This is a genomic window from Halopseudomonas formosensis (genome assembly GCF_900115905.1).
Taxonomy (GTDB): Bacteria; Pseudomonadota; Gammaproteobacteria; order Pseudomonadales; family Pseudomonadaceae; genus Halopseudomonas; species Halopseudomonas formosensis.
This window is the reverse complement of the sequence record NZ_FOYD01000004.1, coordinates 42424-56766: the sequence shown is the minus strand read 5'-3', so window position 1 is coordinate 56766 and position 14343 is coordinate 42424. Positions and strand designations below refer to the sequence as shown.

General features: G+C 61.4%; 12 protein-coding genes. 1 reads left to right on the top strand and 11 read right to left on the bottom strand.

The features are described from left to right. Positions 1-9: 9 nt before the first annotated feature. Together BM046_RS07505 and BM046_RS07500 are read right to left on the bottom strand one after the other, a co-directional pair. Positions 10-444 (bottom strand): PaaI family thioesterase, encoded by a 435-nt coding sequence (locus BM046_RS07505; protein WP_090538482.1) that lies wholly within the window; start codon positions 442-444, stop codon positions 10-12. Further along, entirely contained in the window at positions 441-899 is a 459-nt protein-coding gene (locus BM046_RS07500) for a PaaI family thioesterase (protein WP_090538481.1), read from the bottom strand. The genes BM046_RS07505 and BM046_RS07500 overlap by 4 nt, the downstream gene beginning before the upstream one ends. A 132-nt stretch (positions 900-1031) precedes the next feature. On the opposite strand from BM046_RS07500, the gene BM046_RS07495 reads away from it, so the two are divergent. Beyond that, a complete protein-coding gene (locus tag BM046_RS07495) occupies positions 1032-1388 on the top strand; it encodes a hypothetical protein (protein ID WP_177197816.1) in 357 nt (118 codons plus the stop codon). Between the two features lie 85 nt (positions 1389-1473). Here BM046_RS07495 and BM046_RS07490 read toward each other — a convergent pair whose 3' ends face one another. The 9 genes from BM046_RS07490 to sdhA form a co-directional block, all read right to left on the bottom strand. Next, positions 1474-2220, bottom strand: coding sequence for a DUF599 domain-containing protein (locus BM046_RS07490; protein WP_090538480.1), 747 nt, complete (start codon positions 2218-2220; stop codon positions 1474-1476). Between the two features lie 11 nt (positions 2221-2231). Next, positions 2232-3542, bottom strand: a complete 1311-nt coding sequence (gene brnQ / locus BM046_RS07485) for a branched-chain amino acid transport system II carrier protein (RefSeq protein WP_090538479.1) — start codon at positions 3540-3542, stop codon at positions 2232-2234. 156 nt (positions 3543-3698) lie between these two features. Beyond that, on the bottom strand, positions 3699-4580 hold the full coding sequence (sucD, locus tag BM046_RS07480; RefSeq protein ID WP_090538478.1) for a succinate--CoA ligase subunit alpha: 882 nt from the start codon (positions 4578-4580) through the stop codon (positions 3699-3701). Then, complete coding sequence (gene sucC / locus BM046_RS07475; protein WP_090538477.1) at positions 4580-5746, bottom strand: ADP-forming succinate--CoA ligase subunit beta; 1167 nt, start codon at positions 5744-5746, stop codon at positions 4580-4582. Before sucC ends, sucD begins: the two co-directional genes overlap by 1 nt. Positions 5747-5919: 173 nt before the next feature. Beyond that, the gene (lpdA, locus tag BM046_RS07470; protein ID WP_090538476.1) at positions 5920-7356 is read right to left on the bottom strand and encodes a dihydrolipoyl dehydrogenase; all 1437 of its coding nucleotides are present in this window, start codon (positions 7354-7356) and stop codon (positions 5920-5922) included. Between the two features lie 92 nt (positions 7357-7448). Further along, on the bottom strand, positions 7449-8678 hold the full coding sequence (gene odhB / locus BM046_RS07465; RefSeq protein ID WP_090538475.1) for a 2-oxoglutarate dehydrogenase complex dihydrolipoyllysine-residue succinyltransferase: 1230 nt from the start codon (positions 8676-8678) through the stop codon (positions 7449-7451). 34 nt (positions 8679-8712) lie between these two features. Continuing rightward, a complete protein-coding gene (locus BM046_RS07460) occupies positions 8713-11547 on the bottom strand; it encodes a 2-oxoglutarate dehydrogenase E1 component (RefSeq protein WP_090538474.1) in 2835 nt (944 codons plus the stop codon). A 307-nt stretch (positions 11548-11854) separates the two neighbouring features. Next, positions 11855-12559, bottom strand: a complete 705-nt coding sequence (locus tag BM046_RS07455; protein ID WP_090538473.1) for a succinate dehydrogenase iron-sulfur subunit — start codon at positions 12557-12559, stop codon at positions 11855-11857. An 11-nt stretch (positions 12560-12570) separates the two neighbouring features. Then, positions 12571-14343: a succinate dehydrogenase flavoprotein subunit gene (sdhA, locus tag BM046_RS07450; protein WP_090538472.1), complete on the bottom strand. Its 1773-nt coding sequence runs from the start codon at positions 14341-14343 to the stop codon at positions 12571-12573.

Sequence of the window (14343 nt, the reverse complement as noted above, 5' to 3'; positions counted from 1 at the left end):
TGACGCCCGTCAGTCCAGCTTGAAATGTGCCCGGGCCGTGGCAACCGGCTCTTCCGAGCGCGTCTGCCAGGCAGTTATGGCTACGTTACCCACTCGGCGGCCCTGACGCCATACCTGACAGGTCGCATAGGTATCGCGGGACAACCCGGCACGCAGGTAATCCACGGAAAAATCGATGATCTTGGGAAAGGTCGGGCTGTTCATGCTGACCATCAGCTGCAACATGGCCCCCAGCTCCATGAACCCCGCCAGGACCCCGCCATGCAACGCCGGCAGTATGGGGTTACCGATGTTGTCCCTGTTCAGCGGCAGGTGAAAGATCATCTCCTCGCCCAGCCGCATCACACGGATGCCGATCAGCCGCGCATAGGGGATCTGCTCGATAAGAGCGTCGTAGTCCCCGGTCTGGTGGGCCAGATGCACCAGATGTTCGATGTCGGTCATGCCTTGCCCCCGAGTTTGAATGACTTCAGGCCGTCCGGCCCGGGGCCCATCCGCATGAAGGTGCCGACCACATGGGCCAGGGGCTCCTCCCGCCGCTCCTGATAGGCCACACCCCGGGTGAAGATGACCGCCGGCGTAACCCGGTAGCATTCGGCGAAACCATAGATGGGCTTGCCCGGCTCGGCCGGATGCATGTAGTCGATACGCAGATCCAGAGTCGGACAGACTTCCAGCTCCTCCAGATAGCACACGGTGGAGATGCCGCAGCAGGTATCCATCAGCGTGGTGATGGCGCCGCCATGCACCACGCCGGTGACCGGATTGCCCACGATCAGTTCGCTGTAGGGCAGCTTGATCACCAGGCCATTCTCGTCGGCCTGCTCCACTGTCATGCCAAGCACCTGACAATGGCGCAGCACCGAAAGAAAGGTTTGCGCACGCTGTTGGATCGTCATCGGATAACTCACCGGGAAAAGTGCAGATTTTAACAGACCTGGCTGAATCTACTACGCTTGTTCAAGCATAGCGGGAACTCGGATGCGTAATACGTGACTAACCTGACGATGGATCATCACTTGGAGAACGAGATGAAGAAACTTTGTGCAACAGCCATGCTCATGGCCAGCCTGGGTCTGCTGGCTGCCTGTCAGGACAGCCCGGAAGACAAGATGGAGTCGGCCCGGGAGTCCATGTCCGACGCCGCCGAAAACATCGGTGATGCGATGGAGGATACCGGCGACGCCATCGAGCAGCGCACCGACGAGGCCTTCGGCAACGAACCGACCACCACCGAGCGCATTCAGGACAACCTGGACGCCGCTGGCGACCGGATCGGCGAGGCCTATGAAGACTCCGCGGATTATCTGGAGGAGAAAGGCGAGCAGGCTCGTGAATCCGCCGCCGAGGCCCGCGATAATATCGAGGAGCGTCTGGACCGCGAATAGATCCGACGTCTTGCTGTATCCCACGACAACACCGGCCGCTATCGCGGCCGGTGTTGTTTCATGAGCACCCTGCCCTTCCTATTGCCTATTGCTGCTCCGGAGGCGGCTCGGGGAAATGCGCCGGTGTGGCCATCAGCACTCCCAGCACCTCCGACTTGAACTCCCGCCGGTACAGCACGTAGACCACGCCTGCGGTAATGGCCATGAACACCCAGGGGTTGATGAACCAGCTGAGCATGGCCAGCGCGAAGTAGTAGGAGCGCAGTCCCAGATTGAAGGAGTGCGCGGCCATCGACAACACCTTCGCCGCCCGGCTGGAAAAGGCCTTGCGCTCGATCTCGCTGACATGTTTCTCACCCACCAGCGGCGCGGAGCCGAACAGCACCGACGCGAAGTTGTACTGACGCATCGCCCAGGAGAACGTGAAGAACGCATAGACGAAGATACCCAGCATGATCAGCAGCTTGATCTCCGAGATCTCACGACTGACCTCCGCCACGAAGGGCAGATCGCGCAGCAGGTTCTGCGCCTGGTCGGTTGCCCCCATGACGGTGATCAGGCCCGCCACGATCAGCAGGGTGCTGGAGGCGAAGAAGGAGGTATTGCGCTCCAGGTTGCTGATCAGGCTGGCATCGGCGATCCGCTGCTCGCGCAACAGCAGCCGACTCATCCAGTCCTTGCGGTACAGGTGCAGCACGCTGGCCAGGCAGGCGGTATCCCTGCCCCGGTGCCAGGCGTACCGGGTGTATCCCACCCAGCAGAACATGAACCAGCAGAACGCGAACAGGTTCAGCCAGAGTGACTCGGCATTCAGAATGCTGCTTATGGTCATGACATCTGAGATCAAGCGTTACCCAACCTGCCAAAACGAACACGATCCACGGCCAGTGCCAGAGCGAGCATGATCAACGCCGGTACCAGCCACCCCAATCCCTGAGACGAGAAGGGCAATGCACTCAGCCAGGCAGTATCCCTGGCCATGAACCCCGCCGTCTTCAGACCATCGATGATACCGAAGGCAAGTGCAACCAGCATGACAGGTCGCATGATATTTTCCGGGCGGGCCAGGTTGCGCGAGAACAGTCCCAGGCACACCAGGACTATGGCCAGCGGATAGAGTCCCACCAGTACCGGAATGGAGATGCGGATCAGGCTGTCCAGCCCCTGGTTGGAGACCGCCATGCAGAAAATGGTAAAGACCCAGACCACCTGGGCATAGCTGACCGGAAACTCGCGACTGAAGAAGGAGCCACAGGCAGAGATCAGCCCTACCGCCGTTGTCAGGCAGGCCAGGGTGATGACCACTGCCAGCAGGAAGCTGCCGGCATCCCCGAAGCGGTGCAGAACGAAGGCTGCAAGAATCTGGCCGCCATTGGCACCCTCCCCGACCAGCGAGCTGCTGGTGGCGCCCAGCCGGAACAGCGCCAGATACACCAGTGCCAGAGCAACGGCCGCGATGATAGCGGCGAAGATGGTATACCGGGTGACGATGTGGGTTTCCTGCACCTGGCGGTCCTGAATGGCGCGGGTGATCACCACGCCGAACACCAGGGCGCCCAGCGCGTCCATGGTCAGATAGCCCTGCAGGATGCCTTCGATGACCGGTGCATCACGATAGGCCGGGGTCGCCAGCGCCGGTTCACCCGCCGGGAAGAGCACCGCGGAGATACCCAGCACCGCCAGGGCCAGCAGCAGCACCGGGGTGATGATCTTGCCGATATTGTCGATCAGTCGCCCCGGCTTGAGTGCCAATGCCAGCACTATGGCGAAGTAGACCAGGGAATAGCCGAGCAGCGCCTGCCAGCTGTCTCCCACCAGGCTGACGATTCCGATCTCGTAGGAAACGGTGGCAGTCCGCGGCGTGGCGAACAGCGGGCCAATGGCGAGGTAGACCAGAATGGCGAGGACCAGGCCGGGCAATCTGCCGAGCGGTGCGGTAAGTTCCTGGATACCGCCCCCTACGCGCGCCAGGGCGACCAGCGTCAGCAACGGCAGGCCGACGGCGGTGATCAGGAAGCCCATGGCAGTGGGCCAGAGGTTTTCACCGGCCTGAAGACCGGCATTGGGTGGAAAGATGATATTCCCGGCGCCCAGAAACAGGGCAAAGGTCATGAAACCGAGGGCCAGAATGTTGGCCGGCGAGAGTGTCTTCATTGATTTTCTTCAGTCTGGAACTGTCCGGTAGAGACAGTAGTGGCGGCATTATAAACAAGCAGGTGGGCAAAGGGGGCGTTAATGGCCGGCTCACTCGGCCCGGCTGAAAACACAGAACCCCGCCGAGGCGGGGTTCTGTGCAACATCAGGCAACCGTTACTTCATTGCCCAACCGGTCAGCTCGGACAGTGCCTTGCCGATATCGGCCAGCGAACGAACGGTCTTCACACCAGCGTCTTCCAGTGCAGCGAACTTCTCGTCGGCGGTGCCTTTGCCGCCGGAGATGATCGCACCGGCGTGACCCATGCGCTTGCCTGCCGGAGCAGTAACACCGGCGATGTAGGACACGACCGGCTTGGTCACGTTGGCCTTGATGTAGGCTGCGGCTTCTTCTTCAGCGCTGCCGCCGATCTCGCCGATCATGACGATGGCTTCGGTCTGCGGGTCGTTCTGGAACATTGCCAGGATGTCGATGAAGTTGGAGCCCGGGATCGGGTCACCGCCGATACCGACGCAGCTGGACTGACCGAAACCGGCATCAGTGGTCTGCTTGACCGCTTCGTAGGTCAGGGTGCCGGAACGGGACACGATGCCGACCTTGCCCGGCATGTGGATGTGACCGGGCATGATGCCGATCTTGCACTCGCCGGGGGTGATCACGCCCGGGCAGTTGGGCCCGATCAGGCGCACGCCCAGCTCGTCACACTTGACCTTGGCGTCCAGCATGTCGAGGGTCGGGATGCCTTCGGTGATGCACACGATCAGCTTGATGCCTGCATTGGCAGCCTCCAGGATGGAGTCCTTGCAGAAGGGAGCCGGAACGTAGATCACGGAAGCGTCGGCGCCAGTGGCTTCAACGGCTTCACGCACGGTGTTGAACACCGGCAGACCCAGGTGGGTGGTGCCGCCCTTGCCCGGGGTTACGCCGCCGACCATCTGGGTACCGTAGGCGATGGCCTGTTCGGTGTGGAAGGAGCCCTGGGAACCGGTGATGCCCTGGCAGATTACCTTGGTGTTCTTGTCGATCAGGATGCTCATTACTTGCCCTCCGCCGCTTTGACGACCTGTACTGCAGCGTCGGTCAGACTGGTTGCTGCGATGATGTTCAGACCACTTTCAGCCAGTACCTTGGCGCCCAGGTCGGCGTTGTTGCCTTCCAGACGGACCACGACCGGCACCTTGACGCCCACGTCCTTGACTGCGCCGATGATGCCCTCGGCAATCATGTCGCAACGGACGATACCGCCGAAGATGTTGACCAGAACGGCCTGTACGTTGCTGTCGGACAGGATGATCTTGAACGCTTCGGTAACACGTTCCTTGGTTGCACCGCCGCCCACGTCGAGGAAGTTGGCCGGCTTGCCACCGTGCAGGTTGACGATGTCCATGGTACCCATGGCCAGACCGGCACCGTTGACCATGCAGCCGATGTTGCCGTCCAGAGCCACGTAGTTCAGCTCGAACTTGGCAGCGTGGGCTTCACGCGGATCGTCCTGGGACGGGTCATGCATGGCGCGCAGCTTGGGCTGGCGGTACAGGGCGTTGCCGTCGATGTTGATCTTGGCGTCCAGGCAGTGCAGGTTGCCGTCCTTCTTGATCACCAGCGGGTTGATTTCCAGCAGAGCCAGATCGTAGTCGGCAAACAGCTTGCCCAGGCCAACGAAGATGTTGGTGAACTGCTTGATCTGGTCGCCCTTCAGGCCCAGCTGGAAGGCCAGATCACGGCCCTGATAGGGCTGCGGGCCTACCAGCGGATCGATGGTGGCCTTGAGGATCTTCTCGGGAGTTTCCTCGGCAACCTTCTCGATCTCGACACCGCCTTCGGTGGAAGCCATGAAAACGATACGACGGGTGGAACGGTCCACAACCGCGCCCAGGTACAGCTCCTGGTCGATATCAGTACAGGCTTCAACCAGGATCTTGGAAACCGGCTGACCATTGGCGTCAGTCTGATAGGTCACCAGACGCTTGCCCAGCCACTGCTCGGCGAAGGCCTTGGCATCTTCCCGGCTCTTGACCAGCTTCACACCACCGGCCTTGCCGCGGCCACCAGCGTGAACCTGAGCCTTGACCACCCACTCGGAACCGCCAATGGTGTCACAGGCCTCGGCAGCTGCTTCCGGAGTGTCGACAGCGATGCCCTTGGAGACAGGAAGGCCGTATTCAGCAAACAGCTGCTTCCCCTGATATTCGTGAAGGTTCATTCTCTTGTACCGTTATTCGTATGAGTTTCATAACAGTGACGGTACCCGCCACTGCCACCGATCAGGCTGCGGGATGCAACCCGTATTGGCCGGTCCTTCGGCCTTGCCTTGGATGTCGGCAACCGACCCGGCGGCACATCGCGCTGGATGCACCACCGAGTCAGGAGGACTGGTTAACGCTTCTTGCGGTTGGCGATGTGGATGGCCTGGCCATTCACTGCCAGCGCAGCTTCCTTCATCGCTTCCGACATGGTCGGGTGGGCGAAGACCATCATGCCCAGATCCTCGGCACTGGTGCCGAACTCCATGGCGATGGCGCCCTGCTGCACCAGCTCGGCAGCGCTCGGCCCGATCACATGCACGCCCAGCACGCGGTCGCTCTTGGCGCAGGCGATGATCTTGACGAAGCCGGAGGTGTCATTGGCGGCCATGGCACGGCCGCTGGCAGCGAAGGGGAACACGCCGACATTGATCTCGACGCCTTCGGCCTTGAGTTGCTGCTCGTTCTTGCCAACCCAGGCTGCTTCGGGGTGAGTGTAGATCACCGAAGGAATCAGGTCGTAGTTCATCTGGGCCTTGTGGCCGGCAATGCGCTCGGCGACGACGACGCCTTCCTCGGAGGCCTTGTGGGCCAGCATCAGACCACGTACCACGTCACCAATGGCGTAGACGCCCGGTACCGAGGTAGCGCAGTTGTCGTCGACATAGACATAGCCACGCTCATCCAGGGTAACGCCGGAGTCGGCGGCCAGCAGATCCGTGGTGACCGGACGACGACCAACCGCCACGATCAGACGGTCGAAGGTCATTTCCTGGTCGCCCTTGGCGTCGGTGAACTTGACGGTGACTTCGTCGCCCTTGACCTCGGTGCCGGTAACCCGGGCACCCAGCAGGATGTTCAGGCCCTGCTTGGTATAGATCTTCATGGCTTCCTTGGCCAGCTGCTCGTCAGCGGCGACCAGGAACTTGTCGAGGGCTTCGATCACGGTGACCTCGGCGCCCAGACGCGACCATACGGAGCCGAGCTCCAGACCGATGACGCCCGCACCGATCACGCCCAGACGCTTGGGCACGGACTGGAATTCCAGGGCGCCGGTGGAATCGACGATGACCTTCTGATCAACCGGAGCCGGGGGAATTTCCACCGGACGCGAGCCGGAGGCCAGAATGACGTTTTCCGCGGCCAGCACTTCGGTGCTGCCGTCGGTCTTGGTGACTTCGACCTGCTTGCCGGCCAGCAGCTTGCCGTGGCCTTCATAGACGGTCACACCGTTGGCCTTGAGCAGACCCGCAACACCGCCGGTCAGGTTCTTGACGATCTGGTCCTTGCGGCCAATCATCGCCGCGACGTCGATGCTGACCTCGCCGGTGCTGATGCCATGGACGGCAAAAGCGTCCTTGGCTTCGTGGTATTTCCAAGAGCTGTCCAGCAGGGCCTTGGAGGGAATGCACCCCACGTTCAGGCAGGTGCCGCCGAGAGCCAGCTTGCCGTCCTTGCCCTGGTACTTCTCGATACAGGCGGTCTTGAGGCCCAGTTGGGCCGCACGGATGGCAGCCACATAGCCACCGGGGCCGGCACCAATAACGACTACATCGAATTTATCGCTCATAACCTTTCCTCTGTGTTCAGCTGCGGGGTAGGCAACTGTGGAGCGGACGCCGCCGGGGTTGCCGGCAGCGACCTGTTTGATAGCGTGTGATATCAGATGTCCAGCAGCATGCGTGCCGGGTCTTCCAGCAGATCCTTGATGGCCACCAGGAAGCTGACTGCTTCCTTGCCGTCGATCAGACGGTGGTCATAGGACAGGGCCAGATACATCATCGGCAGGATGACCACCTGACCATCCACGGCCATCGGGCGCTCCTGGATCTTGTGCATACCCAGAATGGCGGCCTGGGGCGGGTTGACGATCGGCGAGGACAGCAGCGAACCGAATACGCCACCGTTGGAGATGGTGAAGGTACCGCCGGTCATCTCTTCCATGGACAGCTTGCCGTCACGCGCCTTGCGGCCGAACTCGGCGATGGTGCCCTCGATCTGGGCCAGGTTCATGAACTCGGTGTTACGCAGTACCGGAACCACCAGGCCACGATCACTGGATACGGCCACGCCGATATCCTGATAGCCGTGGTAGACGATGTCCTTGCCGTCGATCGAGGCGTTCACCTCGGGGAAACGCTTGAGCGCCTCGGTGGCGGCCTTGACGAAGAAGGACATGAAGCCCAGACGCACACCGTTGTGCTTCTTCTCGAACAGGTCCTTGTACTTCTTGCGCAGGTCCATGATCGGCTTCATGTTGACTTCATTATAGGTAGTCAGCATGGCCATGCTCGATTGGGCATCCACCAGGCGCTCGGCGATACGGGCGCGCAGACGGGTCATGGGCACGCGCTTCTCGATGCGATCACCCTCACCCAGTACCACGCTCGGGGCGCTGGGGGCAGCTGCGGGCTTGGCTGCCGGGGCAGCTGCCGGGGCGGCTTTCTTCGCTTCGATGGCGTTCAGCACGTCTTCCTTGGTGACGCGACCGCCCTTGCCGGTGCCCTTGATCTGGGCCGGATCCAGGCCGTTCTCCTCGGCCAGCTTGCGCGCGGCCGGGTTCAGCAGGGGTTCTTCCGCGCTGTCGGCTTGCGCAGCGGCGGCCGGAGCGGCAGCCGGAGCAGCAGCGGCTTCGGCCTTGGGCGCAGCGGTTGCGCCGGCGTTCAGGGTGCCCAGCAGCTCGGCGCTGAGGACGGTCTCCCCTTCACCCTTGATGATCTCGGCCAGAACGCCATCGGCCTCGGCCAGCACTTCCAGAACGACCTTGTCGGTCTCGATGTCGACCAGCAGCTCGTCACGCTTGACCGCGTCACCGGGTTGCTTGTGCCAGGTTGCCACAGTGCCGTCAGCAACCGACTCGGGGAATGTAGGAGCCTTGATTTCTATTGCCATTGTCGATCCTTAAATAACTGTGTTGTGCAGCGGCTCAAGCGTAGAGCGCATCCTGCAGGAGTTTGGCCTGTTCTTCTGCGTGAACGGAGGGGTAGCCACCCGCAGGGGCCGCCGATGCCTCCCGTCCAGCGTAGTCCAGATACAGATTGCTGACGCTGTGCTGGCTCAGTACCCGACGCATGTGGTGCTGGCTGCAGTACCAGGCGCCCTGGTTCATGGGCTCCTCCTGACACCACACCACCTTGCGGACATTGGTGTAGGGTGCCAGTACCTCGGACAGGTCGTCTTCCGGGAACGGATAGAGCTGTTCGATGCGCACTATGGCGACGTTGTCCAGGCCGTCGGCGCGGCGTTTCTCCAGCAGATCGTAGTACACCTTGCCGCTGCACATGATGACGCGATCCACCTTGGCCGGGTCGATCTGATCGATCTCCGGAATCACGGTCTGGAAGGAGCCCTCGGCCAGATCTTCCAGGGTGGATACGGCCAGCTTGTGACGCAGCAGCGATTTCGGACTGAGTACCACCAGCGGCTTGCGCAGCGGGCGGATCACCTGGCGGCGCAGCAGATGATAGATCTGTGCCGGTGTGGTGGGTACGCAGACCTGGATGTTCTGCTCTGCACACAGTTGCAGGAAGCGCTCCAGGCGGGCGGAGGAGTGCTCCGGTCCCTGCCCTTCATAACCATGGGGCAGCAGCATGGTCAGGCCGCACAGACGGCCCCACTTGTGTTCGCCGCTGGTGATGAACTGGTCGATAACCACCTGGGCGCCGTTGGCGAAATCGCCGAACTGGGCTTCCCAGATGACCAGGGCGTTCGGGGTGGTGGTGGCATAGCCGTACTCGAAGGCCAGCACCGCTTCTTCCGACAGCAGCGAATCGTAGATATCGAACCGCGGCTGACCTTCGTACAGGTTGGCCAGCGGAATGTAGGCGCCATCGCCCTTCTGGTTGTGCAGCACCGCGTGACGGTGGGAGAAAGTGCCGCGACCCACGTCCTGCCCGGTGATGCGCACCGGATGCCCCTCGTGCAGCAGGGTGGCGTAGGCCATGGTCTCGGCGAAGCCCCAGTTCAGGGCCAGGCCACCTGCGGCCATCTTCACCCGGTCCTCGATGATCTTGGCAACCTGACGCTGAAGGACCAGACCGTCGGGCAGGTTGGTCAGGCGGTTGGCCAGCTCCTGCAGGGTCTTCAGGTCGAAACGGGTGTCGTGGCGTGCCGTCCACTTGTGGCCCAGGTAGGGTTTCCAGTCGACGAAGGAGGTGGAATCCGGCTCCTTGACCAGGCTCTTGACAACGTGATCGCCATTGTCCAGGGCGGTGCGGTATTCCTCAATGTAAGCCTGAACATCCTCCTCGGTGACCAAGCCGGCCTCGATCAGACGCTTGGCGTAGATCTCGCGGGTGGTCGGGTGCTTGTTGATCACCGCATACATGCGCGGCTGGGTACCGGAGGGCTCGTCCGCTTCGTTGTGACCACGGCGGCGATAGCAGACCAGGTCGATGACCACGTCACGCTTGAACTGCATGCGGTAATCGACCGCCAGCTGGGTGACGAACAGCACCGCTTCCGGATCATCGCCATTGACGTGGAAGATCGGCGCCTGAATCATCTTGGCGATGTCGGTGCAGTATTCGGTGGAACGGGCGTCTTCCTGGCGGCTGGTGGTGAAGCCGACCTGGTTGTTGACCACGATGTGGACGGTGCCACCGGTTTTGTAGGCCCGCGTCTGGGACATCTGGAAGGTTTCCATGACCACACCCTGACCGGCGAAGGCGGCGTCGCCGTGGATGCTGATCGGCAGCACCTTGTCACCGGTCGGATCCTTGCGACGGTCCTGACGGGCACGCACCGAACCTTCCACCACCGGAGAGACGATCTCCAGGTGCGACGGGTTGAACGCCAGCGCCAGGTGGACCTCGCCACCGGACGTCATGACGTTGGACGAGAAGCCCTGGTGGTATTTCACGTCACCGGAGCCCAGATCGATCAGCTTCTTGCCTTCGAACTCGTCGAACAGGTCGCGCGGATTCTTGCCCAGGGTGTTGACCAGTACGTTGAGACGGCCGCGGTGGGCCATGCCCAGCACGATTTCGGCAACGCCATAGGAGCCCGAACGCTGGATGATCTCGTCGAGCATGGGAATCAGGCTCTCGCCCCCTTCGACCCCGAAACGCTTGGTGCCGGGGTATTTGGTGCCCAGGTACTTTTCCAGACCCTCAGCAGCGGTCAGCCGTTCGAGCAGATGACGACGACTTTCGGCGGAGTGCTGCGGCTTGCCGCGTACGCTTTCCAGGCGCTGCTGGAACCAGCGACGCTGTGCGGAATCGACAATATGCATGTACTCGGCGCCGATGGTGCCGCAGTAGGTCGATTTGAGCGCGTCGAGAATTTCACGCAGAGGGGCTTCTTCCTTGCCGATCTGCAGTTCACCGGTACGGAACACGGTGTCCAGATCAGCTTCGGTCAGACCATACTCGGCCAGTGTCAGATCAGCGATAGCTTCCCGCTGCCACAGTCCCAGGGGATCAAGATTGGAAGCCTGGTGGCCCCGCATCCGATAGGCTTGAATCAGTCGCAGCACGCCGACCTGCTTCTTGTCGCGTTCGCTGCTTACCTGGCCGCCGCTGACCGCCTGGGGCCGACGGGGATTCTTTGCGAGCGACAGAAAGTGCTCGCGGATAGTGGAGTGGGAAATGTCCGACCCGGTCCCGCTGGTCTGGGGCAGCTTGTCGAAGTAGCTGCGCCACTCTTCGGCGACACTGTTCGGATCGTGCAGATAGAGCTCGTACAGCTCTTCAACGTAGGAGGCATTCCCACCTGACAGGTGAGATGTACTCCACAGCTGCTGCATTTCGCTGTCTGGCATTCTTGGTCACCCTCTATAAGGGGGACACCACCTGGCGCAAAGACCATTAATTGGCAATGGAATTGCCCTCCGGGCAGAACAGTCAGGAGGGGTCGCGGCATTGTCCCTGCCAATCGCCCTGCTCTGTCTGATTCCACGAAACCGGAATATTGCCGGCCCCGACAGATAGTTCGGGTGTTACCCGTTGCCCCTGTTGGTTAAGCTTTCTATAAACCGACTGCCGCTTTGTGGGCAGCAGTCCGAATCAATTCTCTACTGGCACCCTATGCCGGCGCCAGTAGAGCTTGGTCTGATGAGCTGAGCTCGATCAGGTTCCGCTTTGCAGCAGCATGTTGCGGATATGTCCGATCGCCCGGGTCGGGTTGAGACCCTTCGGGCAGACATTCACGCAGTTCATGATGCCACGGCAGCGGAAGACACTGAACGGGTCGTCCAGTGCAGCCAGTCGGTTCTCGGTCTCGGTATCGCGGCTGTCGGCCAGGAAACGATAAGCCTGCAGCAGCGCTGCCGGGCCGAGGAACTTGTCCGGGTTCCACCAGAACGACGGGCAGGAAGTGGAGCAGCATGCACAGAGAATACACTCGTACAGGCCATCCAGCTTCTCGCGCTGCTCCGGCGACTGCAGGCGCTCGATAGCGGGCGCCGGCGTGTCGTTCTGCAGATACGGCTGAACCTTCTCATACTGCTTATAGAAGATGCTCATATCCACGACCAGGTCACGGATTACCGGCAGACCCGGCAGAGGACGCAGGACCAGCTTGTTGTTCTTCACCACGCTGGACAGCGGAGTGATACAGGCCAGACCGTTCTTGCCGTTGATGTTCATGCCGTCGGAACCGCAGACACCCTCGCGGCAGGAGCGACGGAAGCCCAGACCGGCATCCTGCTCCTTGGCCAGCTGCAGAACGTCGAGCACCATCAGGTCCTTGCCTTCGGTGTCGATCTGAAAGTCCTGCATGTAGGGAGCCTTGTCGGTCTCCGGGTTGTAACGATAGATACTGACTTGCAACATACCGGATCCCCTTAATATGTACGGACTTTGGGCTCAAACGCAGGCACAGTCTTCGGCTTGAAGTTCACCGAACGCTTGGTCAGCTGCTTGGTCTGCGGGTGGTAGATGCTGTGGCACAGCCAGTTCTCGTCGTCGCGCTCCTCGTAGTCCTCACGGGCGTGGGCGCCACGGCTTTCCTTGCGACCTTCGGCGGCGATGGCGGTAGCCTCGGCCACTTCCAGCAGGTTCTGCAGTTCCAGCGCTTCGATACGGGCGGTGTTGTAGGCGTTGCTCTTGTCGTCGATCTTGACGTTGGCAATGCGCTCGCGCAGATCTGCCAGCTCCTGGATACCCTTCTGCATGTACTCACCGGTGCGGAATACACCGAAGTAGTTCTGCATGCAGTTCTGCAGCGCCTTGCGCAGCGGAGCCACATCCTCACCCTTGGTGCGGGTATTCAGGCCGGACAGACGGGACAGAGACGCCTCGATGTCGGATTCGGAAGCGCCACGGTACTCGATGCCTTCCTTCAGCGCGCTTTCAAGATGCAGACCAGCAGCACGACCGAACACCACCAGGTCGAGCAGCGAGTTGCCGCCCAGACGGTTGGCACCGTGTACGGATACGCAGGCCACTTCACCAACTGCGAACAGGCCTTCGACGATGCGGTCGTTGCCATCCAGATCCGGAGCGATGGCCTGGCCATGAATGTTGGTGGCGATGCCGCCCATCATGTAGTGGCAGGTCGGAACGACCGGGATCGGCGCGGTAACCGGGTCAACGTGGGCGAAGGTCTTGGACAGCTCACAGATACCCGGCAGGCGGCTGTGCAGCACTTCCTCACCCAGGTGGTCGAGCTTCAGCATCACGTGATCGCCATCCGGACCACAGCCGTTGCCGGCGAGGATTTCCTTGACCATGGAACGGGCAACAACGTCACGACCGGCGAGGTCCTTGGCGTTGGGCGCGTAACGCTCCATGAAGCGCTCGCCATGCTTGTTGATCAGGTAGCCACCTTCACCACGGCAGCCTTCGGTAACCAGTACACCGGCACCGGCAATACCGGTGGGGTGGAACTGCCACATTTCCATGTCCTGCATCGGAACGCCGGCGCGCAGGGCCATGCCCACGCCGTCACCGGTGTTGATCAGGGCGTTGGTGGTGGAGGCATAGATGCGTCCGGCACCACCGGTGGCCAGCACGGTGGCCTTGGAGCGGATGTAGACGGTCTCGCCGGTTTCCAGACAGATGGCGATGATACCCACGACAGCACCGTCCTGGTTCTTCACCAGGTCCACGGCATACCATTCATTGAGGAAGGTGGTGTTGTGCTTGACGTTGTTCTGGTACAGGGTGTGCAGCAGCGCGTGACCGGTACGGTCGGCGGCGGCACAGGTACGGGCAGCCTGACCGCCCTCACCGTAGTTCTTGGACTGACCACCGAAGGGGCGCTGATAGATGCGGCCCTGCTCGGTGCGGGAGAACGGCAGACCCATGTGCTCCAGCTCGAACACGGCCTCCGGACCTACGGAGCACATGTATTCGATGGCATCCTGGTCACCGATGTAGTCAGAACCCTTGACGGTGTCATACATGTGCCAGCGCCAGTCGTCGTTCGGATCAGCCGAAGCGATGGCACAGGTGATGCCGCCCTGGGCGGAAACGGTGTGCGAACGGGTCGGGAACACCTTGGTAACTACGGCAGTCTTGTGACCACCCTGAGCCAGCTGCAGCGCCGCGCGCATACCGGCACCACCACCACCGACGATGATGGCGTCAAAAGTCAAAGTACGAATATTAGCCAT

What these genes read in the sequence shown, in the direction of transcription:
- sucC (WP_090538477.1), bottom strand. Translation starts at nt 5,746, where the DNA reads ATGAACCTTCACGAATATCAGGGGAAGCAGCTGTTTGCTGAATACGGC.
- odhB (WP_090538475.1), bottom strand. Translation starts at nt 8,678, where the DNA reads ATGGCAATAGAAATCAAGGCTCCTACATTCCCCGAGTCGGTTGCTGAC.
- BM046_RS07460 (WP_090538474.1), bottom strand. Translation starts at nt 11,547, where the DNA reads ATGCCAGACAGCGAAATGCAGCAGCTGTGGAGTACATCTCACCTGTCA.
- BM046_RS07500 (WP_090538481.1), bottom strand. Translation starts at nt 899, where the DNA reads ATGACGATCCAACAGCGTGCGCAAACCTTTCTTTCGGTGCTGCGCCAT.
- lpdA (WP_090538476.1), bottom strand. Translation starts at nt 7,356, where the DNA reads ATGAGCGATAAATTCGATGTAGTCGTTATTGGTGCCGGCCCCGGTGGC.
- sucD (WP_090538478.1), bottom strand. Translation starts at nt 4,580, where the DNA reads ATGAGCATCCTGATCGACAAGAACACCAAGGTAATCTGCCAGGGCATC.
- brnQ (WP_090538479.1), bottom strand. Translation starts at nt 3,542, where the DNA reads ATGAAGACACTCTCGCCGGCCAACATTCTGGCCCTCGGTTTCATGACC.
- BM046_RS07505 (WP_090538482.1), bottom strand. Translation starts at nt 444, where the DNA reads ATGACCGACATCGAACATCTGGTGCATCTGGCCCACCAGACCGGGGAC.
- BM046_RS07490 (WP_090538480.1), bottom strand. Translation starts at nt 2,220, where the DNA reads ATGACCATAAGCAGCATTCTGAATGCCGAGTCACTCTGGCTGAACCTG.
- BM046_RS07455 (WP_090538473.1), bottom strand. Translation starts at nt 12,559, where the DNA reads ATGTTGCAAGTCAGTATCTATCGTTACAACCCGGAGACCGACAAGGCT.
- sdhA (WP_090538472.1), bottom strand. Translation starts at nt 14,343, where the DNA reads ATGGCTAATATTCGTACTTTGACTTTTGACGCCATCATCGTCGGTGGT.
- BM046_RS07495 (WP_177197816.1), top strand. Translation starts at nt 1,032, where the DNA reads ATGAAGAAACTTTGTGCAACAGCCATGCTCATGGCCAGCCTGGGTCTG.